This is a genomic window from Thiohalocapsa halophila (assembly GCF_016583825.1).
GTDB lineage: Bacteria > Pseudomonadota > Gammaproteobacteria > Chromatiales > Chromatiaceae > Thiohalocapsa > Thiohalocapsa halophila.
Genome location: NZ_NRRV01000061.1, coordinates 1 through 25112, shown reverse-complemented (window position 1 = coordinate 25112; position 25112 = coordinate 1). Strand labels below are relative to the sequence as shown.

Below are 25112 nucleotides of genomic sequence, written 5' to 3'. Positions count from 1 at the left end.
CCCGGCAGCCACCCGGGCTCACGGACCCGGCAAACGGGACGGACGGCGGGGCGGAGCCATTACTTGACGCGTCGCCGGTGCCTGCCATGATGGGCGGGTTGGCGCACGGCCGCCGCCGTATGCCGCCTTTCCCAGCCCGGTCGGCCCCACCATGCGCGACGCCTACGACCGCATCCGCCTGCGCGGTGTGCGGCAGAACAATCTCAAGAACCTGGACCTGGACCTGCCCCTCGGCGAGCTGATCGTCATCACCGGCGTCTCCGGCTCGGGCAAGTCGTCCCTGGCCTTCGACACCGTCTATGCCGAAGGCCAGCGCCGCTATGTGGAGACCTTCTCGCCCTACGCCCGGCAGTTCCTGGACCGTATGGACCGCCCGCAGGCGGAGCGCATCGACGGCATCCCGCCGGCCATCGCCATCGATCAGACCAACCCGGTGCGCACCTCGCGCAGCACCGTCGGCACCATGACGGAGCTGAACGACCATCTGAAGCTGCTGTTCGCGCGCGCCGCGCGCTTGTTCTGCCGGGGCTGCGGGCGGGAGGTGCGCCGGGATACGCCGGAGAGCATCTGGGGCGCCCTGACTCATCGCACGGGTCAGGACCGCAGCGCGGCCGGCGAGCGCCCGGACCCGGTGCGGGCGCTGATCTGCTTCGACGTGCCGGTGCCTGAGTCCATGACGGCGGACCAGCTCAAAGCGCTGCTCGGCCAGCAGGGCTACATCCGCTTCCTAAGCGAGTCCGAGACCCGGCTCGAAGTGATCCAGGATCGGCTCAAGCTCGACGCCGACAGCCAAAGCCGCGCGGTGGAGGCGCTGGCGGCGGCGCTGGAGCACGGCCGCGGTCGGCTGCGGGTCTATCCGCTGGATGCCGAGCGCAACCCCGGCGCGCCCTGGCGCTTCTCGGCGGACCTGCACTGTCCGGACTGCGACATCCACTACCGCGACCCCCAGCCGGCGCTGTTCTCGTTCAACTCGCCGCTGGGGGCCTGCGACACCTGCCGAGGCTTCGGGCGGGTCATCGGCATCGACTGGTCGCTGGTGGTGCCGGACGCGTCCAAGAGCCTGCTGGAGGGCGCCATCAAGCCCATCCAGTCCGACAGCTACTTCGAGGTGCAGGAGGACCTGATGGCCTTCGCCCACCGCCGCGGCGTGCCGACGGACGTCCCCTGGCGGGAGCTCTCGGCGGCCGACCGCGACTGGGTGCTGGAGGGCGAAGGCGAGTGGGAGGAGCGGGTCTGGTACGGCATCCGCCGCTTCTTTGCGTGGCTGGAGGGCCGCGCCTACAAGATGCACGTGCGGGTGCTGCTCTCGCGCTACCGCAGCTACGACACCTGCCCCGCCTGCGCAGGCGCCCGGCTCAAGGACGCGGCGCTGGATTTCCGCGTCGGCGACCATGGGCTCGCCGATGCGGCCCTGCAGCGCTCCGAGCGCTTTCGCCATGCCCGGGTGCAGATGGCGGATACCGCCTGGCTCGGCCTGCCGGGGCTCAATGTGCACGATGTCATGCGCCTGCCCATCGCGCGCTGCCGGGCCTTCTTCGACGACCTCACACTGCCTGGGACCATGGACCAGGCCATGGAGCTGCTGCTCGGCAACATCCGCTCGCGCCTGCGGTACCTGACGGAGGTCGGGCTCGGTTATCTCACACTCGAGCGCCAGTCGCGCACCCTCTCCGGCGGCGAGGTGCAGCGCATCAATCTCACCACGGCGCTGGGCACCTCGCTGGTGAACACGCTGTTCGTGCTGGACGAGCCGAGCATCGGCCTGCACCCGCGGGACATGGACCGGGTCGCCGGCATCCTGCATCGGCTGCGGGACCAGGGCAACACCCTGCTGGTGGTGGAGCACGACCCGCAGGTAATGCGGGCGGCGGACCGCATCCTGGACATCGGCCCCGGGCCCGGCGAGCGCGGCGGCGAGCTGGTGTTCCAGGGCACGCCTTCGGCGCTGCTGGCGACGGCCGGCTCCCTCACCGGCGACTACCTGTCCGGGCGCCGGCAGGTGGAGCCCCCGCGGGAGCCCCAGCCCCCCGCCGCCGGTGATCCGGCCATCGGCATCGCAGGGGCCCGCGCGCACAACCTTCGGGGCATCGATGTGGACATCCCCCTCGGCCGCCTGGTGGTGGTCACCGGCGTCTCCGGCTCCGGCAAATCGACCCTGGTGCAGGATGTCCTGTTCCACCACCTGGCCAAGGCCAAGGGACATCCCGAGGGCGCTGCGGGCGAGTGCACGGCGGTGACCGGCGAGGATCTCGTCGGCGACGTGCTGATGCTGGACCAGTCCCCCATCGGGCGCTCGTCCCGCTCCAACCCGGCGAGCTTCGTCGGCGCCCTGGACCCGATCCGTAAGCTCTTCGCGGCCACCCCCAAGGCCCGGGAGCGCGGCTGTAAGGCGGGCCACTTCAGCTTCAATTCCGGCCCCGGGCGCTGCCCCACCTGTGCCGGCTCCGGCTTCGAGCACGTGGAGATGCAGTTCCTCTCCGACGTCTACCTGCGCTGCCCGGACTGCAACGGCCGCCGCTACAAGTCCGAGCTGCTGGAGGTGCGCCTGCCGGCGCCCGCCGAGGGCACCGCGGACACAGCGCCCGCCATGGGCACGACCACCGGCCTCAACATCGCGGACGTGCTGGAGCTGACCGTGGCCGAGGCACTGACCCGGTTCGCCCGGCAGCCGGAGGTGACCCGCGCCCTGAAACCGCTGGCGGACGTGGGCCTGGACTATCTGCGCCTGGGGCAGCCGGTGCCGACCCTCTCCGGCGGCGAGGCGCAGCGCCTCAAGCTCGCCGGGCACCTTGCCAAGAGCCTGAAGAGGCGCCGCGGCGCGGGCCTCTTGTTCCTGCTGGACGAGCCCACCACCGGCCTGCACTTCGACGACATCGCGACACTGCTCAAGGCCTTCCGCCGGCTCGTCGACGCCGGCCACTCGCTGGTGGTGATCGAGCACAACCTGGACCTGATCCGCGCCGCGGACTGGCTCATCGACCTGGGGCCGGAGGGCGGCGACGGCGGCGGCGACATCGTCTGCACCGGCACGCCGGCGGATGTCGCCCGGCATCCGACGAGCCACACGGGCCGGGCGCTGCGGGAGGCAGTGGCGAGTAGCGAGGAGCGAGTAGCGAGGGGCGAGGAGCAGGTCGCAGAGGGGCTGGTCTCAGAGGCACGGGCCACATACGCGGTCGAGGCCGGTAGCCCCTCGCAACTCGCCCCTCGTAACTCGACGCTCGATCCTCGAAACTCGATCCTCATCCGCCACGCCCGCGAGCACAATCTCAAGGACCTGACGCTATCGATCCCGCGGGAGCGCTTCATTGTGGTCACCGGCGTCTCGGGCAGCGGCAAGAGCACGCTGGCCTTCGACATCCTGTTCGCCGAGGGGCAGCGCCGGTACCTGGAGTCCTTGAACGCCTATGCGCGGCAATTCGTGCAGCCGGCGGCGCGCGCCGATGTGGACGCCATCTTCGGCATCCCGCCCACCATCGCCATCGAGCAGCGCACCAGCCGCGGCGGGCGCAAGAGCACCGTGGGCACGCTGACGGAGATCCATCACTTCCTGCGCCTGCTGTACGTCAAGCTCGGCGTGCAGCACTGCCCCGAGTGCAATCTGCCCATCGCCGCACAGCCCAGGTCCGCCATCCTTGAGCGGCTGCGCAGCGAGCACACAGGCAGCACGGTGACGCTGCTGGCGCCGCTGGTGATCGCCCGCAAGGGCATCTACAACGACCTCGCCGCTTGGGCGGCGCGCCAGGGCCACAGCCTGCTGTGGGTGGACGGCGAGCCCGTGCCGACCCAGCCCTGGCCCAAGCTGGACCGCTTCCGCGAGCACGACATCGACCTGCCGGTGTGCGACCTGGACCCGGGCGACAGCGACGAGGCGGCGCTCGCGGCATACCTGGACCAGGCGCTGGACCTGGGCAAGGGCCTGGTGCGGGTGCTGCCGCCGTTTGCGGCGGCGCCGGTGGTCACCTACTCCACCAGCCGCACCTGCCCCGGCTGCGGCAAGGGCTTCGAGGAGCCGGACCCGCGGCTTTTCTCCTACAACTCCAAGCACGGCTGGTGCCCGGTCTGCTTCGGGACCGGCGCAGCGCTGACCGGCTTCGACGCCGAGCAAACCGGCGAGGAGGGGCAGTGGCTGGAGGCCGACAGCGCGGGCACGGAGGCCGGCATCTGCCCCGCCTGCGACGGCGCCAGGCTCAATACCGAGGCGCTGGCGGTGCGCCTGCACCGGTGCAACATCGCCGAGCTGTCCGGGCTCACGGTGACGGCCGCCGCCCACTGGCTGGGCGAGCTGCACCTCGATGCCCGCGAGCGCGCCATCGGCGCCGACGTCATCAAAGAGGTGCACAACCGCCTCGGCTTCCTGGCGCAGGTGGGCCTCGGCTACCTGACCCTGGACCGCGCCGCCCCGACGCTCTCCGGGGGCGAGGCCCAGCGCATTCGGCTCGCGGCACAGCTCGGCTCCAACCTGCGGGGCGTGTGCTATGTGCTGGACGAACCGAGCATCGGGCTGCACCATCGGGACAACGCCCGGCTCATCGAGACCCTGGCGGGACTGCGCGATCGCGGCAACAGCGTCATCGTGGTGGAGCACGACGAGGACACCATGCGCAGCGCCGACGAGATCATCGACCTCGGGCCCGGCGCCGGGGCCGGCGGCGGCAGCCTCGTGGCGCGCGGCAGCGCCGCGGAGCTGGCGGCGGTGCCGGGCTCGGTCACTGGCCGCTATCTGGCACGCGCGCCGGCGCCCCCACAACGCGAGCCGCGACCCTGCCCGCCGGCGCCGTCGAAACGGGTCCTCATCCGCGGCGCCCGCCTGCACAACCTCGACAATCTCGACCTATCCATCCCCTTGGCGCGGCTGGTGTGCGTCACCGGCGTCTCCGGCTCCGGCAAGTCCACCCTGGTGCGGGATGTCCTGGCCCGCTCGGTGCAGGGGCTGCTGAGCGGCGAGCGTCGCGGGCCGCCCGGGCGCAACGGAGTGCTGCACGGCTGCCGGGAGGTCAAGGGCTGGCGGGCGCTGAGCCGGGTGCTGGAGGTGGATCAGACCCCCATCGGCAAGACGCCGCGCTCTTGTCCCGCCACCTATGTCGGCTTCTGGGATCACATCCGGCGCCTGTTCGCGGCGGTGCCGGAGGCGCGGATGCTCGGCTGGGGCCCGGGGCGCTTCTCCTTCAACACCAAGGGCGGGCGCTGCGATGCCTGCGACGGCCAGGGTGTGCAGCGCATGGAGATGAGCTTTCTGCCCGATGTCACCCTGCCCTGCGAGGTCTGCCACGGCAGCCGCTTCAACGCCGAGACCCGCAGCATCCGCTACCACGGCCACGGCATCGGCGAGGTCCTGGGCCTCAGCGTGGACAGCGCCCTGGAGCTATTCGCGGCGCATCAGGCCGTGCGCCGGCCCCTGGAGCTGCTGCAGGCCGTCGGCCTGGGCTACCTGACCCTGGGCCAGGCGAGCCCGACGCTGTCGGGGGGCGAGGCCCAGCGCATCAAGCTGGTCTCGGAGCTGGCCAAGGCGCGCAGCGACGCCGCGGGCCGTGCCGAGCGGCCGACCCTCTATGTGCTGGACGAGCCGAGCGTGGGGCTGCACATGGCGGACGTGGAGCGGCTTATCGCCGTGCTCCAGCGCCTGGTGGACGCGGGGCACAGCGTCGTGGTGATCGAGCACGACCTGGACCTCGTCGCCGCCGCCGACTGGGTGCTGGACCTGGGCCCGGAAGGCGGCTCGGCGGGCGGGCGCATCGTCGCCGAAGGGCCGCCTACGGCGCTCGCCGCGGCCGACAAGGGCCATACCGCCGCGGCGCTGCGCGGCAAGCTCGGTCTCGGCTGAGCGGCCCGCGAGCGGCCCGCGAGCGGCCCGAATCGGGCCGAAGCGCGGCTGACCGCGCTGGCCCAGCGGCCCCGGTCCTGGAGCCGTCCCGATCAGGCAGTGACGCCGAGCGTCTGGTGGATCTGGCCGACCACCAAGGGGTGTAGGCCGCTCGCCCGGGCGAGCTCCTGCAAGTACCGCTTCTCCGCCTCGGTGTCCACTTCCACTGCCAGCAGCGACGCGGTGTAGACCTCCGCCGCGACCTCTTGATTCGGGATCTCGGCGGCGAAGGCCTGGACATTCAGCGGCGCCTGCATCTGCTGCATGACCCACTGCTGCATCCCGTCATCGGCACCGGACTCGTGCAGCTTGCCGACGATGCCCTGCATCTCCTCCGGCGAGATCTGCCCGTCGGACTTGGCGGCGTTGATCATGGCCTTCAGCACCAGTTGCGCGGTGGACTCCAGGGCTTCCTCTTCTGCGGTGCTCTGCGGCGCGCGCATGCCGAGCGGGACATCGCCGCCGGACCAAGGGCCGCTCTGTCCGCCGGCGCCGCCGCCTGGCATCAGCCCACCGAGCAAGTCCGCCAAGCCGCCGCTCTGCCCACTGGCGGCTTGCTGCTCACCTGCGCTGCTGAGCGCCTTCATCGCGACACTGGCGAGCACCGCCATCATCCCGCCCTGCACGGCGCCCTTGCCGCCGCCCAGCAGCGAGCCCAGCACGGCGCCAACGCCGCCGGCTTGGGCCGGACGTTGGGCCGGACGCTGGGCCGCACCGCCGAGACTGTCTTTGAGCACGTCGAATACGCCGCCGAGCATGCCCCCGGGGGCAGCGGATACACCGGCGGCGGCGGGGCCAGCCATGCCGCCGAAGCCGCCACGCTGTAACTGCTCCAAGGCACTGCCGATGCGGTTGCCCGCGGAAGGGGCCATGGCGTTCTCCATGAAGGCGCCCACCAGACTGCCAAAGTTGCTCATGTGCCGTTCCTCTTGTGTAGATGACACCGGACGACCGCGGGAAACCGCACCGGGCAGCCGGACCTCGGGGCCGCCCAACATTGGCGCCAGGGCGACTGCATTGTGCACCCCGTGCACTGGTTGGAGAAGCAGGGTTATCCGGACATGACGGCACAAAAGGACGGCCGGGCGTCGTCAGCCCCCCAGCGCTTCCAGCAGCGCCTGTGCGGCGCTGCGCTCCGGGAAGTCCTTGTCCACTAGGCTCAGCAGCAGGACCCTGGCTTCGGTGGGTCGATCGGCCATGGCCAGGGCTTCGGCATAATGGAAGCCGATGGTGGCGTCGCTGGGGGCGGCGCGATTCGCCTCCTGCAACAGCTCAAGACCGCGCTCAAGCTCGCCGGCGTGGACCAGGAGATTGCCGAGGGTGTCCTTGATGGCCGCGGAGCTCGGGTCCCCGCGGTAGGCCCTCTCTGCATAGACCAGGGCGCGCTCGGGATCGCTCGCGCGTAGCAGCCAAGCCAGGTTGTTCAGCAGCAGGGGGTCCGACTGCGCGCCGGTGCCCGCGGCCATGAGCGCTTCGAGCTGCTCCCGCGCAGCATCCTCGCGGCCGAGCTCCGCCTGCACCTGCGCGAGCAGCATCCGCGCGGCTGCGTGATCCGGGTGGCGGGTCAGCCAGGCGCTGAGCACTTCCTCGGCTGCCGCACGGGCGTTGCCGGCACGCTGGACCTCGATGAGCTTTTGCAGCACGCCGATGTCGTCCGGATAGCGCCGCATCAGATCCTCGACGACACGCTGGGCGCGCTCATACTCGCCATATTCGACCAGCAAATCGGCCTTGGCCGCGGCGAGACGAGGTTGATTGTCCGTTGCCGCCAGCAGCCGATCGAGGAACGCCACGCGCCGCTGCGGATCCTGATAGAGCTTTCTGCCGGAAGCCAATGCGGCCTCCAGCAGGGGGCTGTCCGGCGCCCGCGCAGCACCTTCGAGCAAGGCGGCCTCCATGGCATCGCGATGGCGCTGTCGCGCATGGATGCCAGCGGCCAAAAAGAAGGGGGCTCCTTCCTCGGGGGTCCTGAGCTGGAGGGCCTCAAAGGTGTCCAGCGCCGCATCCAAGTCACCCATGGCCGCTTGGCTCTGCCCCATGAGGCGCAGCATTTCCGGGCGTCGGCGCATGCGCTCGGGCGCGGACTGCAACAGACTGCGCGCCTGCTGTGCCATGTCGTTTTTGAGATAGCTGCGCGCGAGCGCCAAGCGAAAACGCACCTCGGTGGGCGCGGCGTCCACCGCCGCTCGCAGCCGGCGCTGCTGGCCACGCAGGTCGTCGCCGCTGGCGTCGAGCTCTGCCAGGGCCAGGGTCGCTTCCACATGAGCGGGCGCTGCGGCAACCACCTCTTCCAGCAGCGTTCTGGCGCCCTTGGGATCACCGTCACGCAGACTGAGTCTGGCGAGATTGAGGGCAGCGTCCGGGAAAGCCGGAGCCGCGTCCAGTGCTGCACGGAACGACTGCCGGGCCGCCGCCGCATCATTGACACCGAGCTGCGCCAGGCCCAGGGCATTCAGTGCCTGGGGGTTATTGGGGCGCGCATCGGCCAGTGTGGTGGCCAGCGCCAACGCCTGGTCCATGCGCTGCTGCTCTAGAAGGAGCTTGATGCGCAGCAGCTGCGCGGTTCGGTTGAGCGGATCCAGCGCCAGCGCTTCGGACAGCTGCTCCAGGGCTGCATCGGGCTCACCGAGCCGCTGCAAGCTCTCGGCGGCGGCGATGCGAAAGCCCGCGACCTCGGGCGCGATCTCGACCAGGCGCAGCAGCGTCTCGTTGGCATCGGCCCAGCGCTCTTGACGCAGCAGGGCGGTGGCCAGCGTCGAGAGCAGCTCGGGATGGTCCGGCGCGGCGCGCAGTAGGTCGCGCATCAGCGCCTCGGCGTCCGCGGGACGGCGCTGACGCAGCAGCACCTCCGCCATGGCCCGATTGGCCTGCACCGAATCCGGCACCATCTTCAGATAGCGCTGCAACAGGTCTGCCGCCAGATCCAGATTGCCGCGCTCGGCCTCGCCGACCGCGGTCAAATAGAGTGCGCGCAGATTGTCCGGGTCATAGCCAAGATAGGTATCCAGCGCATTAAGGCCGGCTTCCAGCTCGCCCTGCTTCAGCAGCAACGCACCGCGAGCGAAGAACAGGCCCGGGAAGTCCGGGAAGGTTTCGGCCACCACGTCGATATCCCGCGCCGCCGCATCCAGCTCGCCGAGCTCCAGCCGTGCAAGGGCTCGCTTGAAACGCGGCATCCATTTGTTGCGACCGGCAATCACGGCCTTGACGAGCGATTGCTCCGCGGCGGCGTAGTCACCACGGGCGAAGTCCACTTCACCGAGCAGCTCCCAAGCGCGGGCCGCCTGCGGGTCCGCGGCCGTCGCGGTCTCGAGAATGGTGCGGGCGTCGTCGATACGCCCGGCCGCCAGCGCCAAGCGGGCCTTGCCGAGCAGGGCATCCGTCTGGGCGGGATCCAGCCCGAGGGCCCGCTCGTACTCGGCGAGCGCGGCCGCCTCGTTGTCGAGTGCGCGCTCGGCATCGCCGCGCAGCGCCGCGAGCACCGCTGCCTGCGCCGGGCTCGAAACGGCGGCCACGGCAACCTCATCCAACAGCCGCCGATACTCGCCTGCGAGCAGCCAGGCTCGGGCCAAGGGCTCCAGGATACGCGCCCGGGCCGCCCCCGCCGATTGCGCCTTCAGCAGCTCCCGTTCCGCCGCCTCGGCTTGGTATAGATCCAGGTAAACCCGCGCGAGCAGGATGCGCGCCTGGACGTCCTCCGGGCTCCCGCTGAGGTGCTCCTTCAAGACCAGTCCCGCAGAATTGAGCTCGCCCTGCTCCCAGTAGGCGCGGGCCTCGTCCAGGGCGTCGGCAAGCCCGAGCGGGGCCCAGCACAGCAGGCTCATTGCCAGGAGGGCTGCGGCATGGGGCATCCGCCGGCCAGACAAAACCAGTCGCGTCATCGGATCACCTGTGGTCACATGGGGCTGATCACACGGGAGCGGCGACAGTCCGCGCGGCTCACGTGCCCCGCGGCTCGCAGCTCGCGCCGCTCACGTGGAGTCCGGCTACCATGTTATCGAATCCCCGGGGCCCAGTCCGAGCCGGCTATCCGCCCGGCCTTGGTTGACGGCGATCTCCAGCAAGCCGAAAGCGTTCTCGTACCAAAAGGCAATCCCGACGGGGACGTCGGAGAAGGTCCGCGCCCGGGCGACCCGGGCACCGCGGACGCTGACCACGGCATCGTCCCGAACGGCTCGGGCCGGCATGCCTGTCATGGCATTGCCATAGGAGTCCAGGTAGCACACCGCTGCCAGGGAGGCCGGCATGCCAGCGCCGACCAGGTCGGCTGTCTGAATGGGCGTGGCCCGGGGCAAGCGGCCGTCGATGATCCGCTGTGCGATGGGCATGAACACGTCGCGACCGTGAAAACTGGCCGACGCTGTGGACGGTCGCCAGTCCACTCGAAACAACGCTGGCTCTCGCTCGGACGATTGCAACAGCAGCGGCACCAGCAAGCCGTTGTCCGGTGCCAGGAGCCAATCACTGCCGATGCGCAAGGCCAAGATGCCGCGCTCACTGCCCACACCGGGATCGACGACACAGAGATACAGCGTGCCGGGCGGCATGCCACGCAGCAGACCAGGCAATAGATAGCCCGCAAGGTCCGGGCGGAACGGCGTCAGATCCGCAATGAGATCGATGACGGGGAGAGACGGCGCGGCGGCGGCCAACAGGAGACGAATCTGGCCGCTATAGGGACCCACCCCGAAATCCGTGATCAGGGCAATGCGCTGCGGCCGTTGCCCGCGTGCAATGGCGTGACCGTCATCGCCTTTGGCCATCACCTGCGACGCAAAAAGGCCGGGGGAGCCCCGGCCTTTGCTAAAGCCCTGCGGCCGCGCACGTCGATGGTCCGACGTGCGCCCGACAGCCGTGGATCAGATCGCATCGACCTCGTCGTCGTCGGTCTCATCGGACATCGGTCGATCGACCAGCTCGACAAAGGCCATGGGTGCGGCGTCGCCGGGGCGATAACCGCACTTCAAGATGCGCAGGTAGCCCCCTGGACGGGCCTGATACCGCGGCCCAAGCTCCGTGAAGAGCTTCCCCACGGCCGCCTTGTCGCGCAGGCGGGCAAAGGCGACACGACGATGATGCACCGAGTCGGTTTTGCCGAGAGTGATCAGCGGCTCCGCCACCCGCCGCAGCTCCTTGGCCTTCGGCAAAGTGGTCTTGATCAGCTCGTGGCGGATCAGCGAGCCCGCCATATTGCTGAACATGGCGTCGCGATGGGCGCTGTTGCGGTTGAGTTGCCTGCCGGCTTTACGATGGCGCATGATCTTGTATCCGTATGCTCTGATCCCGAGCGGGCCCGGAAAGGGAGTACCCGCGGGGTTATTTGACCATCAGCTCGTCGATATTCTCGGGTGGCCAGTTGTCGAGCCGCATCCCCAGCGAGAGTCCGCGGGTCGCCAATACGTCCTTGATCTCGGTCAGGGATTTCTTACCGAGGTTCGGCGTCTTCAGCAGCTCCACCTCTGTGCGTTGAATCAGATCGCCGATGAGATAGATGTTCTCTGCCTTGAGGCAGTTCGCCGAGCGCACCGTCAGCTCAAGCTCGTCCACTGGACGCACCAGAATGGGATCGAAAGGCGGCTCTTTGGGGGCATGCTCTGCGGGTGCCTCGCCGCCCACCGAAGTCTCAAGATCCACGAAGCTCGACAGCTGATCGCGCAGAATGACCGCGGCACGCTGGATGGCCTCCTGGGGATCGATCGTGCCATTGGTCTCCAGGTCGATCACGAGCCGGTCCAGGTCGGTGCGCTGCTCGACACGTGCCGATGGCACCTCGATCGCCACACGCTGCACAGGGCTGAAGGAGGCGTCCAGTGGCAGCTTGCCGATGGGCCGATCTTCGGCGCCCTCGACATCGCGCTGGGTGGCGGGCTCGTAGCCACGGCCGCGACGCACGCTGATCGTCATGCTGAGCTCCGTGTCGCCGGTTAGATTGGCGATGAGCAGCTCCGGGTTTGCAATCTCGGCCGTGTGATCGATGGCGATATCGCCGGCGGTCACCGGACCCGGGCCGACCTTGCTCAGCGTGAAAGTCGCCTCGTCACGCCCGTTGAGGGCTATGGCGAGATCCTTCAGGTTGAGCAGGATCTCCAAGACGTCCTGCTGCACGCCTTCGATGGTGGTGTATTCATGGAGGATGCCTTGGATCTCCACTTCAGTGACCGCGCAGCCATCCATCGAAGACAGCAGGATGCGGCGCAGCGCGTTACCCAGCGTGTGCCCGAAACCGCGCTCGAGGGGCTCCAGCGAGACCCGAGCGCGATGCTTCGAGCCTTCCACGGGCTCCACTTTGACAATGCGCGGCTTGAGGAATCCGCTCCCGGCCTCTGCCATATTCAAACCTCTGGGCTTGATACCCTGAATGCGTTACTTCGAGTACAGCTCGACGATCAGCGATTCGTTGATGTCCGCGGGCAGATCCGAACGATCGGGAATGCGCTTGAAGACGCCCTTGGCGGCCTTGGTGTCCACCTCGATCCAGTCCACGAACCCGTATTGCTCGGCAAGCGCCATGGCGTTTTGCACCCGCACTTGCTTCTTGGCCTTATCGCGAACCTCGATCTCGTCTTCGGGCGCAACCACGTAGGACGGGATGGAGACGACCCCGCCATTGACCAGCACGCCCTTGTGGTTGATCAGCTGTCGCGCCTCGGCGCGGGTTGAGCCGAAGCCCATGCGATAGACGACGGAATCCAGACGCCGCTCCAGGAGCTGCAGGAGATTTTCGCCGGTGGCGCCCTTGCGCCGCGCGGCCTCCTGGTAATAGCCGCGAAACTGCTTCTCCATCACGCCGTACATCCGGCGCACTTTCTGCTTCTCGCGCAGCTGTACGCCATAGTCGGACAGCCGCCGCCGGCGCTCCATCGATTGCCCCGGCGTCTTCTCCATGTTGCATTTGGATTCCAGCGCCCGCGCCCGGCTCTTGAGTCCGAGATCGGTGCCCTCGCGCCGCGCGAGCTTGCAGGTCGGTCCGACGTACCTTGCCATTACGAAACTCTCTCCGGTTAGACCCGCCGCTTCTTCGGCGGACGGCAGCCGTTATGAGGGATGGGCGTCACGTCGGTGATACTCGCCACCTTGAAGCCCGCATTGTTCAGTGCACGCACCGCGGACTCGCGCCCGGGTCCAGGACCCTTGACATTGACGTCCAGATTGAGCACGCCGAACTCCTTGGCCGCCGTGCCTGCCCGCGACGCGGCGACCTGCGCGGCAAAGGGTGTGCTTTTACGCGACCCCCGGAAGCCGGAGCCGCCAGCGGTGGCCCAGGCCAGCGCATTGCCCTGGCGATCCGTAATGGTGATGATGGTGTTATTGAAGGAGGCGTGCACGTGGGCGATGCCGTCGGCCACCTGCTTCTTGACCTTCTTGCGTGTTTTTACCGGCTTGGCCACCAAGAACTCCCGCTAGAAAACTGCGCCACCGCGGAACGCGGCAGCCCGTGTAGTGATTCTGCGCCCGGCGCGGAAGCGCCGGCGTCAGCGCTTGATCGGACGGCGCGGGCCCTTGCGGGTGCGCGCATTGGTGCGTGTGCGCTGCCCGCGCAATGGCAGGCCGCGACGGTGGCGAATGCCCCGATTGCAGCCTAGGTCCATCAGGCGCTTGATGTTCATCGAGACCTCGCGACGGAGGTCGCCCTCGACGCTGTGCTTGCCGACCTCCGTGCGCAGGCGGTCGACTTCATCCTCCGAGAGATCCTGAATGCGCGTCGTCGCCGGGACGTTCGCGGCATCGCAGATCTGTGCCGCGCGGGTCCGTCCAACGCCGTAGATGGCAGTCAGCGCAATGACCGTATGCTTGCGGTCTGGAATGTTGACGCCGGCTATGCGGGCCATGCTGAAGACTCCTCACTGGTCGATGCGAGCGCGAACGTAAACCGCGCAGAATACCAATCAATTATAAACACGTCAAGGTCTTTGATGTCAGCCCTGACGCTGCTTGTGCCTGACGTCCTTACAGATCACGCGCACCTTGCCGTGCCGGCGAATGATCTTGCAGTGACGGCAAACCTTCTTCACCGATGCTTGTACTTTCATTGCTCTCTCCCGGCGCCCGCCGCGCCTATGCCGCAACCAGTGCGATGGCGCAGCCCGTTCTTGTCTGTGGCGTCAGTAGCGGCCCGCGCTCAGCGCGAGAGGCCGGCACCCGGCGCTTTGAGATTGGCCTTTTTCATCAGGCCCTCGTACTGGTGAGACATCAGATGTGCCTGCACCTGTGCCATGAAGTCCATCACGACGACGACCACGATCAACAGCGAGGTCCCACCGAAGTAGAAGGGCACGTTCCAGCCGACGATCAGAAACTCCGGCAACAGGCAGACCGCGGTGATGTATAAGGCACCCGCGGCTGTCAGCCGCGTCATGACGGTGTCGATGTAGCGCGCCGTCTGCTCGCCGGGTCGAATGCCCGGAATGAAGGCGCCGGAGCGCTTCAAGTTGTCGGCGGTATCCTTCGAGTTGAACACCAGCGCCGTGTAAAAAAAGCAAAAGAAGATGATCGCCGCGGCGTAGAAGATCACGTAGATCGGCTCGCCGGGCGACAGCTTCGCCGTGATATCCGCGAGCCAGCGCAAGTCCTCCGACTGCCCGAACCATTGGCCGAGCGTGCCCGGGAACAGAATGATGCTGGACGCGAAGATCGGCGGGATCACGCCGGCCATATTCAGCTTCAGCGGCAGGTGAGTACTCTGCGCCGCCATCATCTTCCGCCCTTGCTGGCGTCGCGCATAGTTGACCGTGATCCGGCGCTGCCCACGCTCCACGAAGACGACGAAGGCCGTCACCGCCAGCGCCAGCGCGAACAGGGCCAACACGGTGAGCACGTTCATCTCGCCGGTGCGCACAAGCTCCAGGGTGCCGCCCACCGCGGCCGGCAGCCCGGCGACGATACCGGCGAAGATGATCAGCGAGATACCATTGCCGATACCGCGCTCGGTGATCTGCTCGCCGAGCCACATCAGGAACATGGTCCCCGTGACCAGCGACACCGCAGACGTGAACACGAAGCCGAAGCCCTGTTGCACGACAATGGGCGATCCACCCGCCGTCTGCCCCTGCAGCGCGATGGAGATACCGATCGCCTGGAAGGTGGCGAGCACTACGGTGCCATAGCGCGTGTACTGCGTGATCTTTCGCCGGCCGGACTCACCCTCCTTCTTCAGCTGCTCCAGCTTCGGGATCACGGCCGCCATCAGCTGCATGATGATGCTCGCAGAGATGTACGGCATGATGCCGAGCGCGAGGATGCTCGCGCGCTCCAGTGCACCACCGGAGAACATGTTGAACATGTCCAGGATGGAGCCCTGATTCTGGTCGAACAGAACGGCCAGCGCCTCCGGGTTGACACCCGGCACCGGGATGAAGGTGCCGATGCGATACACGAGCAGCGCGCCGAGCACGAACAGCAACCGCTGCCGTAGCTCGGTGAGCCTGCCCATGCCCCCGAGGGACTGCATGGCCGATGCACTGCTTTTCGCCATAGGTCTCTCGCCGAACCCCTGGTTGAATCAGCCCGCTACTGGCGCTTGCGGGAGCCTGTCGCCGGCAGCCGGCGTAATGATTGCGATGTCGAGAGCCCACGGCGGGCTCCCGCGGCGGGCTCAGGACTCCACGGCACCGCCAGCGGCTTCGATGGCGGCGCGCGCACCGGCGGTGGTCGCCAGCCCGCGGATGGTCACCGCCCGCTTGACCTCTCCGGACTGGATGATCTTGACCCGCTTCACCGTGCGGCTGATCAGACCGGCCGCGCGCAGCGACTCCAGCGTGACCTCGTCGCCGGCCACGCGACCGAGCTCGCTGAGCCGGATCTCGTCACGCTCCAAGGCCGTACGCGAGCGAAAGCCGACCTTCGGCAAACGCCGCTGCAGCGGCATCTGGCCGCCTTCGAAGCCGAGCTTGTGAAAGCCGCCGGAGCGCGCCTTCTGCCCCTTGTGGCCGCGCCCGCCTGTCTTGCCGAGTCCGCTACCGATACCGCGGCCGACGCGCTTGCGCGCCGAGCGGCTGCCGGGAGCCGGATGCAGATCGTTCAGTTCCATGTCAGCTCCCCGTAACCTCGCGCACCATGTAGGTGACCTTGTTCAACATACCGCGGGTGGCGGCTGTATCCTCCACCTCGACGGTGTGATGCAAGCGCCGTAGCCCGAGACCGCGTACGCAGGCCTGGTGCGCCTTGCGACGACCGTGCATGCTGCGGTAGAGCTGGACCCGCATCGTGGGCTTGCCGCTCATGAGCGAATCTCCTCGACACTCTTGCCGCGCTTGGCCGCCACCAGCTCCGCATCCGCCATTTCGGCGAGGCCGTTGATGGTGGCCCGAACGACGTTCATGGCGTTGTTGGTCCCGAGGCACTTGGCGAGGACGTTTTGCACGCCTACCACCTCGAACACGGCGCGCATCGCGCCGCCGGCGATGATGCCGGTGCCGTCTGACGCCGGCTGCATATAAACCCGCGCGGCGCCGTGGCGGCCCACCAAGGGGTACTGCAGGGTGCTGCCCTTCATGCGCACATCGACCATGTTCTTCCGCGCAGACTCCATGGCCTTCTGGATGGCCACCGGGACCTCGCGCGCCTTGCCGGTACCGAAGCCGACACGGCCCTTGCCGTCACCCACCACCGTGAGCGCGCCGAAGCCGAACACGCGGCCGCCTTTGACGACCTTGGCGACGCGGTTGACGGAAATGAGCTTCTCGAGCAGCTCGTCGCCTTCCGGCTTGGGATTGAATGCTGCCATTTGCCCTACCTCAGAACTTGAGTCCGTTTTCGCGCGCCGCGTCGGCTAGCGCCTTGACACGGCCGTGATATTTGAATCCGGAGCGATCGAAGCTCACCTGCTCGATGCCCGCCGCACGGGCACGCTCGGCGACCATGCGACCAACCGCGGCGGCCGCGGCGACGTTACCCGAAAAGCCGGCGGCGCTTTGCCGGTATTCCTTATCGAGCGTCGACGCACTGGTGACCACTCGGTCGCCCGAAGGCGAAATGATCTGTGCATAGATATGCCGCGGCGAACGGTGCACGCAGAGCCGATGGGCGCCGAGGTCGCGGATCTTCGCGCGGGTGCGGGCGGCGCGCCGCAGCCGTGATTGTTTCTTGTCCATCGCTGACACCCTTATTTCTTCTTGGCCTCTTTGCGCACGACGTATTCGTCGGCATAGCGCACGCCTTTGCCCTTGTAGGGCTCGGGCGGCCGGAGACCGCGAATCTCTGCGGCCACCTGGCCGACGCGCTGCTTGTCCGAGCCTTTGACGACGATCTCGGTGGCCGCCGGCGTTTCGATCTCGATGCCTTCGGGCACCGGGTAGTCGATCGGATGGGAATAGCCGAGCGCCAGGTTCAGGACCTGACCCTTGGCCTGGGCGCGATAGCCGACGCCGACCAGAGTCAGCTTGCGCTCGAAGCCGGTGCTGACGCCCACCACCATGTTGTTGATGAGGGCCCTGGTGGTACCCGCCATGGCCCAGTGCTCCGGGCGGTCCCCCTCTGGCGTTACGCGCACGACGCCGTCCTCGAAGGCGACGGAGACGGTTTTGTGCACCGTCCAGCCCATGGTGCCCTTGGGGCCCTTGACCGCTACATCCTGCCCGGTGACCTGCACCTCCACGCCGGAGGGGACCTTGACGGGCGCTTTTGCAACTCTCGACATGCCCGGCCTCCTGTTAAGCGACGTAGGCGATGATCTCGCCGCCGTGGCCCGCTTCACGGGCCTGGCGGTCGGTCATCAGCCCCTTGGACGTGGACACGATGGCAACCCCGAGGCCCGCCCACACGCGTGGCAGCTCGTCTCGCCCGCGATAGATACGCAGACCGGGGCGCGAAACTCGCTTCAGCTCCTCGATGACCGGCTTGCCGCGGAAGTACTTGAGCCGCACTTCCAGCTGCGCTTTGCCGTCGACGTCCTGCACCGCGAAGTCGCTGATATAGCCTTCATCTTTGAGCAGAGTGGCGATGGCCTGCTTCTGCTTCGACGACGGCATGCGGATGGTGATTTTGCCGCGCACCTGGCCGTTGCGGATATGCGTCAGCATGTCCGCAATGGGATCCGACATACTCATGGATATGACTCCTTGGGTCAGCCCGCCGCGCTCGGCGCGATACCCGGTTCAGCGCTGTTGCGGCGCTTATCGCCGCAATCAGCTCATCGCCCGTGCCACCGGGCCCAATTACCAGCTTGCTTTGACGACACCAGGGACGTCACCGCGCATCACCGCTTCGCGCAGCTTGTTCCGACACAGGCCGAACTTCCGATAGACGGCGTGCGGGCGCCCGCTGACACGGCAGCGGCGCTGCTTGCGTGCGGGACTCGCATCCCGTGGCAGCTTTTGCAGCGCAATCACCGCGGCGTCGATGGTCTCGGGCTCGGCGCTGCGATCATTGACGATGGCTTTCAGCCGCTCACGCTTGGCCGCGAACTGCGCTGCGATGCGCGCCCGCTTGACTTCGCGGGCGACCATGCTCTTCTTTGCCATGATTCGACCTATGTCCGAAACGGAAAATTGAATGCGTCCAACAGGGCCCGGCCCTCGTCGTCGGTGCGTGCGGTGGTCGTGATGGTGACATCGAGACCGCGGATCGCGTCGATCTTGTCGTAGTCGATCTCCGGGAAGATGATCTGCTCGCGCACGCCCATGGAATAATTACCGCGGCCGTCGAATGCCTTCGGGCTCAGGCCGCGGAAGTCGCGGATACGTGGAATGGCGATGTTGATGAGCCGATCGAGGAACTCGAACATACGCTCGCGCCGCAACGTGACCTTGCAGCCAATCGGCCAGTCCTCGCGGATCTTGAAGCCAGCCACCGACTTACGCGCCTTCGTGATGACGGGCTTCTGTCCCGCGATCCGTGTCAGGTCGCCCAAGGCGTTCTCCATGATCTTCTTGTCGTTGATCGCCTCGCCGACGCCCATGTTGAGCGTGACCTTCACCAACCGCGGCACCTGCATGACGCTCTTGTAGCCAAAGCGCTCCTGCAGCTGGCCGACGACCTGCTCCTGGTATTGTGTTGCCAGTCTGGACATATCTGCTCAACTCAAACGTCGACGACTTCGCCGTCGGATTTGAACACTCGCACCTTCCGGCCGTCGCCGAGCACCTTGAAGCCGACGCGGTCGGCGCCGTCTTTGCTCGGGTTGTACAGCCCGACGTTGGAGACGTGCAGCGGCATCTCTTTATCCATGATGCCGCCGGCGACCCCTTGATTGGGGTTGGCCTTCTGGTGCTTCTTCGCCACGTTGACGTTCTCGACCACGACATGCGTCGTGTCGATGACACGCAACACGGTGCCGCGCTTGCCGTTGTCTTTGCCGGCGATGACCATGACGTCATCACCCACCTTGATCTTGCGCATAGCTCTTAATCCTGCCCGCAGTCACCCGGCGCTCACAGCACCTCAGGCGCCAGCGAAATGATCTTCATGAAGCGCTCGCTGCGCAGCTCGCGCGTCACCGGGCCGAAGATTCGGGTCCCGATGGGCTGGAGCTGATTGTTCAGCAGCACCGCGGCGTTGCCATCGAAGCGGATGAGCGACCCGTCGGGGCGGCGGACGCCTTTGCGGGTCCGCACCACGACGGCGTTGAAGACGTCGCCCTTTTTGACCTTGCCGCGCGGAATGGCATCCTTGACCGTCACTTTCACGATGTCGCCGATGCCCGCGTAGCGCCGATGCGAGCCGCCCAGCACCTTGATGCACTGCACGGCTCGGGCACCGCTGTTATCCGCGACGCCGAGGCGGGTTTGCATTTGAATCATTGTCGGGACCTACCTCTGCAAAAATGTCCTGTCATGCCGGCGGCGATGTCGTCCGGCGGATCAGCGCGCCTTCTCGACGATCTCGACCAGCCGCCAACACTTGGTCTTGGACAATGGCCGACACTGCTCGACGCGCACCCAGTCGCCCGGATTGCAGGCGTTGTCGGCGTCATGGGCATGCAGCTTCATGGACCGCCTCAGAAATTTGCCGTACAGCGGATGCTTGACTCGACGCTCTACCAGTACACTAATGGTTCGGTCCATCGCATTGCTGACGACGCGGCCGCTCACGACTCGGTTGCTTTTATCTTCGGACATGTTGTTGTGTTCCGTCTTGGCTGGCTCGCCTGCGGCGCTGCCATCGATCACTTGACGACCGCTCGGGCGATCACTCGGGCGCTCACTGGGACGCGGCCTGCTCCGCCAGCACCGTCTTGACACGCGCGATCTCGCGACGCACCGCCTTGAACTGCGACGGCCGGCTCAGCTGACCGCTACCCTTCTGCATACGCAGATTGAACTGTTCTTTCAGCAGCTCGAGCAGTTGCTTCTCCAGCTCGTCACGGGGCTGCCCACGCAATTCGGCCGCTTTGCTCACAGCATGCTCCTCTTCTCGAACTTGGTCTGCACCGGCAGCTTGGCTGCGGCAAGCCGGAACGCCTCACGCGCCAGCTCCTCGGACACGCCCTCGATTTCGTAGAGCATGCGTCCCGGCTGCACCGGCGCTACCCAGTACTCGACGTTACCCTTGCCCTTACCCATGCGCACCTCGAGGGGCTTTTTGGAAATGGGCTTGTCCGGGAACAGGCGAATCCAGAGCTTGCCGCCGCGGCGCACCTTGCGCGTAATGGCCCGCCGCGCCGCCTCGATCTGGCGGGCAGTGATGCGCCCCCGGCCCGTGGCCTTGAGCCCGTACTCGCCGAACGAGACCTGGTTGCCGCTCTGCGCAAGGCCGCGGTTGCGGCCCTTGTGCTGCTTGCGGAACTTGGTTCTTTTCGGTTGCAGCATGTTTTATCCCCTCCGTGAACTGCGCTTCTCGGCCGGCTGCGGCTGCTCTTCGGCCATACCCTCGAAGACCTCACCACGGAAGACCCAGACTTTCACGCCCAGAATGCCGTAAGTCGTGCGCGCCTCCGCGAAGCCGTAGTCGATATCGGCGCGCAGGGTGTGCAGAGGCACACGGCCCTCGCGATACCACTCCGAGCGGGCGATCTCGGCGCCATTCAAGCGTCCGGCGATGTTGACGCGCACGCCCCCGGCGCCGGCACGCATGGTCGACTGCACCGCCCGCTTCATGGCGCGGCGGAACATGATGCGCCGCTCCAGCTGCTGCGCGATGCCCTCGGCGACCAGCTGCGCGTCCAGCTCCGGCTTGCGGATTTCTTCGATGCTAATGTGCACCGGAATCCCCATACGCCGGGAGACCTCGGCGCGCAGCTTGTCGATCTCTTCGCCCTTCTTACCGATGACGACACCCGGTCTCGCGGTGTGGATGGTGATGTGGGCGTTCTTGGCCGGACGGTTAATCTGGATCCGGCTGACCGAGGCGGCCGCGAGCTTCTTCTTCAGGAAGCTGCGCACCTCGATATCGTTGTTCAGAAAGTCGGCGTAGTCCTTCGAATCGGCATACCAGGTGGACGTCCAGTCCTTGACGATGCCGAGCCGAATGCCGGTCGGATTAACTTTTTGTCCCATGACCTTTTGCGACCTCAGCCTTCGGCGACCGTCACACTGATGTGACTGGTCCGTTTGAAGATGCGCGTGGCCCGACCCTTGGCCCGGGCCCGGATGCGCTTCATGGTGGGCCCTTCGTTGACCTGCACGGCCACCACTTTGAGCTCGTCGACATCGGCGCCCTCGTTGTGCTCGGCATTGGCAATCGCCGACTCGAGGATCTTGCGGAACACGCCCGCCGCCTTCTTGGTGCTGAACTGCAGGTCGTTGAGGGCACGCTCGACCTGCATGCCCCGGATCTGATCCCCGACGAGCCGTGCCTTCTGTGCCGAAACTCGCGCGTATTTCAGTGTCGCCATCGCTTGCATGATGATTCTCCTGAACGTCCCGGCTCAGCGCTTCTTCGCCTTGCGATCCGCGGCGTGGCCGCGAAACGTCCGGGTCAGCGCGAACTCGCCGAGCTTGTGGCCGATCATGTTCTCGTTGATCAGGATGGGCACATGCTGCCGGCCGTTGTGAACGGCGATGGTGAGACCGACCATCTCAGGTACGATCATCGAGCGCCTGGACCAGGTCTTGATCGGACGCTTGCTGTTCTGGGCCACGGCATCGGTCACCTTCTTCGCCAGATGGTGGTCGATGTAAGGGCCTTTTCTGATTGAGCGTGGCACTGACTGATCCTCGAAGCTGCTCTTACTTGCGACCGCGGCGGCGCACGATCGCGCCGTCGGTGCGTTTGTTCTTGCGGGTCTTGTAGCCCTTCGTCGGCACGCCCCAGGGCGTGACCGGGTTGCGACCCCCTGAGGTGCGGCCCTCGCCGCCACCGTGCGGATGGTCCACCGGGTTCATGACGACACCGCGGACGGTGGGCCGCTCACCCCGCCAGCGCGCCGCCCCGGCCTTACCGAGCTTGCGCAGGCTGTGCTCGCCATTGCCGACCACACCGACGACGGCGCGGCACTCCGCATGCACTTTGCGCATTTCACCGGAGCGCAGGCGCAGCGTTGCGTGATCGCCTTCACGCGCCACCAGCTGCACGGAAGCGCCGGCGGAGCGCGCCAGCTGCGCACCCTTGCCGGGCCGCAGCTCCACGCCGTGCACCTCGGTGCCCACCGGGATGTTGCGCAGCGGCAGGCAGTTGCCCACGGCAATGGGCGCCGTCTCGGATGCGACCACGCTGTCGCCTGCCTTCAATCCCTTGGGCGCGAGCACATAGGCCCATTCGCCGTCGGCATACTTCAGCAGCGCCAGGTTGGCGGAGCGGTTCGGGTCGTACTCGAAGCGCTCCACGGTGGCCGGCACGCCCTGCTTGCGGCGCTTGAAATCGACGATGCGATAGCGTTGCTTATGCCCGCCGCCGCGATGGCGCACGCTGATACGACCAGCGTTGTTGCGACCGCCGCCGCGGCTCTTCTTCGCCAACAATTCCTCTTTGGGCGGGCCCCGATGCAGCTCGGGACTGGTCACCTTGACCATGAACCGCCGCCCGGGCGACGAGGGTTTCATTTTTGCGATAGCCATATCGGTCTACTCCCGTGCGACTGCGCTCAGGCGCCGCCGCCGAAATCGATGTCGTACCCCGGCTTGAGGCCCACATAGGCCTTGCGCCAATCCGGACGGCGACCGCTGCGGGCACCGAAGCGCTTCTGTTTGCCCTTGACGTTGAGCACGCGCACGTTGTCCACCTTTACGTCGAACAAGAGCTCGACCGCACGGCCGATTTCCTGCTTGGTCGCGTCGGTGGCAACCTTGAACACGAATTGCCCGCTGCTGTCGGCGGCCAAGGTCGATTTCTCGGAGATCACGGGCCCCAGCAGGACCTTCATCAAGCGTTCCTGATTCATGCGAAGCGCGCCTCCAACCGCTCCAGTGCTGCCTTGGTGAGCACCAGATGCTCGAACCCGATCAGGCTCACCGGGTCCACCCGCAGCGCCGTCGACACGTCGACACGCGGCAGGTTGCGCGCAGCGAGGCTCAGATGATCGTTGTGCTCGTCGATGACGATCAGCGCCTCGTCGAGGCCCAGGTCGTCGAGCTTCGCCTTCAGCGCCTTGGTCTTAGGCGCATCCAGCTCCAGGACATCCAGCACATGCACCCGACCCAGCCGCGAGAGCTCGGAAAGAATGGCGCGCACCGCGCCCCGGTACATCTTGCGGTTGACCTTCTGCTGGTAGCTGCGCGGCTCGGCCGCGAAGATCTTGCCGCCCGAGCGCCACAGCGGGCTGCGGGTTGTGCCGGCGCGAGCGCGACCGGTGCCCTTCTGGCGATACGGCTTCGAGCCGCCGCCGCTCACCGCCGCACGGTTCTTCTGCGCCTTGGTGCCAGCGCGGGCACCGGCCAAGTAGGCGGTGACCACCTGGTGCACCAAGGATGCGTTGTAGTCGGCGCCGAAGACCGAGTCCGAGACCTCGACCGTCACGCCATTGGCTGCGTTGAGCTGCATGACTCCCTCAACCCTTGTTCTTCTGCTTGACCGACGGCAGGACCACCAGACGGGCACCGGCGGGCCCGGGCACACCGCCCTTGACCAGGAGCAGGTTGCGCTCTGCGTCCACGCGGACGACCTCCAGATTTTGCTGACAGCGGTTCACGCTGCCGTGCTGGCCCGCCATACGCTTGCCCTTGAACACCCGCCCAGGCGTCTGGCACTGGCCGATGGAGCCGGGGGCGCGGTGAGCGAGCGAGTTACCGTGGCTGTTGTCCTGGCCGCGGAAGTGGTGTCGCCGGATGCTGCCGGAGAAGCCGCGACCCTTGGTGACACCTCGCACGTCCACCTTCTGCCCGACCTGGAAGAGGTCGACGCCGAGCTCGGCGCCCGGAGACAAGTCTTCGCCCTCGCCCGCATCGAGCCGGAACTCGCGCAGCGCGTCGCCGGCTTCCACACCAGCCTTGGCGAAGTGGCCCGCCATGGGCTTGGTCACGCGCGAGGCCCGGCGCTTGCCGCTGGTCACCTGCAAGGCGCGGTAGCCGTCGGCGTCCTCGGTGCGGACCTGGCTCACCCGATTGGGCGTCACCTCAATGACAGTGACCGGGGTGCTCGCGCCGTCTTCTGCGAAGATGCGCGTCATACCGGCCTTACGCCCGATTACTCCAATGCTCATGTCTGCATTCCCGTTCTACGCGGGGCGTCGCTCAGTGCACGCCGCCTCGCGAGGATCTTAGTTCTGTCAACTGAGCCGGATGGACACGTCCACGCCGGCCGCGAGGTCCAGCTTCATCAGCGCATCCACTGTCTTGTCCGTCGGATCGACGATGTCCATGAGCCTCTTGTGCGTGCGCAGCTCGTACTGATCCCGTGCGTCCTTGTTGACGTGCGGCGAGACCAGCACCGTGTAGCGCTCGTGCTTCGAGGGCAGCGGCACAGGGCCGCGGACCTGCGCGCCGGTGCGCTTGGCGGTATCGACGATCTCACGCGCGGACTGATCGATCAGGCGGTGGTCGAAGGCCTTGAGGCGGATGCGAATTCGTTGGTTGGCCATGTCCTGTTTACTCGACGATCTTGGCGACGACGCCAGCGCCGACGGTGCGACCGCCCTCGCGCACGGCAAAGCGCAGCCCCTCTTCCATGGCGATCGGCGCGATCAGGCGCACGGTCATCTTCACGTTGTCGCCCGGCATCACCATCTCCACACCCTCGGGCAGCTCGCAGGCGCCCGTAACGTCCGTGGTGCGAAAGTAGAACTGCGGCCGGTAGCCGTTGAAAAACGGCGTGTGGCGCCCGCCCTCTTCCTTGCTCAGCACATACACCTCGGCCTCGAAGTGCGTGTGCGGCGTGATGCTCTTGGGCTTGGCCAGTACCTGACCGCGCTCGACGTCTTCGCGCTTGGTCCCGCGCAGCAGCA

At 67.0% G+C, this 25112-nt stretch carries 33 protein-coding genes; 1 reads left to right on the top strand and 32 read right to left on the bottom strand.

Features of this window, described 5'->3' with window-relative positions:
- Positions 1-151 precede the first annotated feature (151 nt).
- On the top strand, positions 152-5821 hold the full coding sequence (uvrA, locus tag CKO31_RS19905) for an excinuclease ABC subunit UvrA (RefSeq protein ID WP_200240782.1): 5670 nt from the start codon (positions 152-154) through the stop codon (positions 5819-5821).
- 92 nt (positions 5822-5913) lie between these two features.
- On the opposite strand, the gene CKO31_RS19900 is transcribed toward uvrA, so the two are convergent.
- From CKO31_RS19900 to CKO31_RS19745, 32 genes are all read right to left on the bottom strand, one after another.
- Positions 5914-6777 carry a DUF533 domain-containing protein gene (locus CKO31_RS19900; RefSeq protein WP_200240780.1) on the bottom strand — a complete coding sequence of 288 codons (864 nt, stop codon included), beginning with the start codon at positions 6775-6777 and terminating at the stop codon, positions 5914-5916.
- 174 nt (positions 6778-6951) lie between these two features.
- On the bottom strand, positions 6952-9684 hold the full coding sequence (gene prsT / locus CKO31_RS19895) for an XrtA/PEP-CTERM system TPR-repeat protein PrsT (protein ID WP_200240778.1): 2733 nt from the start codon (positions 9682-9684) through the stop codon (positions 6952-6954).
- A gap of 162 nt (positions 9685-9846) precedes the next feature.
- Positions 9847-10623, bottom strand: a complete 777-nt coding sequence (locus CKO31_RS19890) for an SAM hydrolase/SAM-dependent halogenase family protein (RefSeq protein ID WP_200240776.1) — start codon at positions 10621-10623, stop codon at positions 9847-9849.
- 96 nt (positions 10624-10719) lie between these two features.
- Positions 10720-11118, bottom strand: a complete 399-nt coding sequence (rplQ, locus tag CKO31_RS19885) for a 50S ribosomal protein L17 (protein ID WP_200240774.1) — start codon at positions 11116-11118, stop codon at positions 10720-10722.
- A gap of 58 nt (positions 11119-11176) precedes the next feature.
- Entirely contained in the window at positions 11177-12190 is a 1014-nt protein-coding gene (locus CKO31_RS19880) for a DNA-directed RNA polymerase subunit alpha (protein WP_200240772.1), read from the bottom strand.
- Positions 12191-12223: 33 nt separating this feature from the next.
- A complete protein-coding gene (gene rpsD, locus CKO31_RS19875) occupies positions 12224-12844 on the bottom strand; it encodes a 30S ribosomal protein S4 (protein WP_200240770.1) in 621 nt (206 codons plus the stop codon).
- Positions 12845-12861: 17 nt separating this feature from the next.
- Positions 12862-13251, bottom strand: coding sequence for a 30S ribosomal protein S11 (gene rpsK, locus CKO31_RS19870; RefSeq protein ID WP_200240768.1), 390 nt, complete (start codon positions 13249-13251; stop codon positions 12862-12864).
- 81 nt (positions 13252-13332) lie between these two features.
- On the bottom strand, positions 13333-13689 hold the full coding sequence (gene rpsM, locus CKO31_RS19865) for a 30S ribosomal protein S13 (protein WP_200240766.1): 357 nt from the start codon (positions 13687-13689) through the stop codon (positions 13333-13335).
- Positions 13690-13776: 87 nt separating this feature from the next.
- The gene (gene rpmJ, locus CKO31_RS19860; protein WP_200240764.1) at positions 13777-13890 is read right to left on the bottom strand and encodes a 50S ribosomal protein L36; all 114 of its coding nucleotides are present in this window, start codon (positions 13888-13890) and stop codon (positions 13777-13779) included.
- A gap of 89 nt (positions 13891-13979) precedes the next feature.
- Entirely contained in the window at positions 13980-15332 is a 1353-nt protein-coding gene (gene secY / locus CKO31_RS19855; RefSeq protein WP_200240762.1) for a preprotein translocase subunit SecY, read from the bottom strand.
- Between the two features lie 120 nt (positions 15333-15452).
- Positions 15453-15887, bottom strand: coding sequence for a 50S ribosomal protein L15 (rplO, locus tag CKO31_RS19850; RefSeq protein WP_200240760.1), 435 nt, complete (start codon positions 15885-15887; stop codon positions 15453-15455).
- A 1-nt stretch (position 15888) separates the two neighbouring features.
- Positions 15889-16080, bottom strand: a complete 192-nt coding sequence (rpmD, locus tag CKO31_RS19845) for a 50S ribosomal protein L30 (protein ID WP_200240758.1) — start codon at positions 16078-16080, stop codon at positions 15889-15891.
- On the bottom strand, positions 16077-16583 hold the full coding sequence (gene rpsE, locus CKO31_RS19840; RefSeq protein WP_200240756.1) for a 30S ribosomal protein S5: 507 nt from the start codon (positions 16581-16583) through the stop codon (positions 16077-16079). The genes rpmD and rpsE overlap by 4 nt, the downstream gene beginning before the upstream one ends.
- A 10-nt stretch (positions 16584-16593) precedes the next feature.
- Positions 16594-16950 carry a 50S ribosomal protein L18 gene (rplR, locus tag CKO31_RS19835; RefSeq protein WP_200240800.1) on the bottom strand — a complete coding sequence of 119 codons (357 nt, stop codon included), beginning with the start codon at positions 16948-16950 and terminating at the stop codon, positions 16594-16596.
- Between the two features lie 11 nt (positions 16951-16961).
- Positions 16962-17495 carry a 50S ribosomal protein L6 gene (rplF, locus tag CKO31_RS19830; RefSeq protein ID WP_200240754.1) on the bottom strand — a complete coding sequence of 178 codons (534 nt, stop codon included), beginning with the start codon at positions 17493-17495 and terminating at the stop codon, positions 16962-16964.
- Positions 17496-17508: 13 nt separating this feature from the next.
- A complete protein-coding gene (rpsH, locus tag CKO31_RS19825; RefSeq protein WP_200240752.1) occupies positions 17509-17904 on the bottom strand; it encodes a 30S ribosomal protein S8 in 396 nt (131 codons plus the stop codon).
- A gap of 108 nt (positions 17905-18012) precedes the next feature.
- Entirely contained in the window at positions 18013-18318 is a 306-nt protein-coding gene (gene rpsN, locus CKO31_RS19820) for a 30S ribosomal protein S14 (protein ID WP_200240750.1), read from the bottom strand.
- Positions 18319-18326: 8 nt separating this feature from the next.
- Complete coding sequence (rplE, locus tag CKO31_RS19815; protein WP_200240748.1) at positions 18327-18866, bottom strand: 50S ribosomal protein L5; 540 nt, start codon at positions 18864-18866, stop codon at positions 18327-18329.
- Between the two features lie 11 nt (positions 18867-18877).
- Entirely contained in the window at positions 18878-19195 is a 318-nt protein-coding gene (gene rplX / locus CKO31_RS19810; RefSeq protein ID WP_200240746.1) for a 50S ribosomal protein L24, read from the bottom strand.
- A gap of 32 nt (positions 19196-19227) precedes the next feature.
- Positions 19228-19596 carry a 50S ribosomal protein L14 gene (gene rplN, locus CKO31_RS19805; RefSeq protein WP_200240744.1) on the bottom strand — a complete coding sequence of 123 codons (369 nt, stop codon included), beginning with the start codon at positions 19594-19596 and terminating at the stop codon, positions 19228-19230.
- Positions 19597-19656: 60 nt separating this feature from the next.
- Positions 19657-19914, bottom strand: a complete 258-nt coding sequence (gene rpsQ / locus CKO31_RS19800) for a 30S ribosomal protein S17 (protein WP_200240798.1) — start codon at positions 19912-19914, stop codon at positions 19657-19659.
- 82 nt (positions 19915-19996) lie between these two features.
- Entirely contained in the window at positions 19997-20194 is a 198-nt protein-coding gene (gene rpmC / locus CKO31_RS19795) for a 50S ribosomal protein L29 (protein WP_200240743.1), read from the bottom strand.
- Positions 20191-20604, bottom strand: a complete 414-nt coding sequence (rplP, locus tag CKO31_RS19790) for a 50S ribosomal protein L16 (RefSeq protein WP_200240742.1) — start codon at positions 20602-20604, stop codon at positions 20191-20193. Before rplP ends, rpmC begins: the two co-directional genes overlap by 4 nt.
- Positions 20605-20607: 3 nt before the next feature.
- Positions 20608-21291: a 30S ribosomal protein S3 gene (gene rpsC, locus CKO31_RS19785; RefSeq protein ID WP_200240741.1), complete on the bottom strand. Its 684-nt coding sequence runs from the start codon at positions 21289-21291 to the stop codon at positions 20608-20610.
- 14 nt (positions 21292-21305) lie between these two features.
- Complete coding sequence (rplV, locus tag CKO31_RS19780; RefSeq protein ID WP_200240740.1) at positions 21306-21638, bottom strand: 50S ribosomal protein L22; 333 nt, start codon at positions 21636-21638, stop codon at positions 21306-21308.
- A 24-nt stretch (positions 21639-21662) separates the two neighbouring features.
- Complete coding sequence (gene rpsS, locus CKO31_RS19775; protein ID WP_200240739.1) at positions 21663-21941, bottom strand: 30S ribosomal protein S19; 279 nt, start codon at positions 21939-21941, stop codon at positions 21663-21665.
- Positions 21942-21963: 22 nt separating this feature from the next.
- The gene (gene rplB / locus CKO31_RS19770; protein WP_200240737.1) at positions 21964-22791 is read right to left on the bottom strand and encodes a 50S ribosomal protein L2; all 828 of its coding nucleotides are present in this window, start codon (positions 22789-22791) and stop codon (positions 21964-21966) included.
- Between the two features lie 26 nt (positions 22792-22817).
- Positions 22818-23114: a 50S ribosomal protein L23 gene (rplW, locus tag CKO31_RS19765; protein WP_200240735.1), complete on the bottom strand. Its 297-nt coding sequence runs from the start codon at positions 23112-23114 to the stop codon at positions 22818-22820.
- Positions 23111-23713 (bottom strand): 50S ribosomal protein L4, encoded by a 603-nt coding sequence (gene rplD, locus CKO31_RS19760; protein ID WP_200240733.1) that lies wholly within the window; start codon positions 23711-23713, stop codon positions 23111-23113. The genes rplW and rplD overlap by 4 nt, the downstream gene beginning before the upstream one ends.
- Before the next feature lie 7 nt (positions 23714-23720).
- A complete protein-coding gene (gene rplC / locus CKO31_RS19755) occupies positions 23721-24371 on the bottom strand; it encodes a 50S ribosomal protein L3 (protein WP_200240731.1) in 651 nt (216 codons plus the stop codon).
- Between the two features lie 66 nt (positions 24372-24437).
- Complete coding sequence (gene rpsJ / locus CKO31_RS19750) at positions 24438-24749, bottom strand: 30S ribosomal protein S10 (protein ID WP_200240729.1); 312 nt, start codon at positions 24747-24749, stop codon at positions 24438-24440.
- Between the two features lie 7 nt (positions 24750-24756).
- A partial coding sequence (locus CKO31_RS19745; protein WP_498370618.1) for an EF-Tu C-terminal domain-related protein occupies positions 24757-25112 on the bottom strand: 356 nt, incomplete at its 5' end.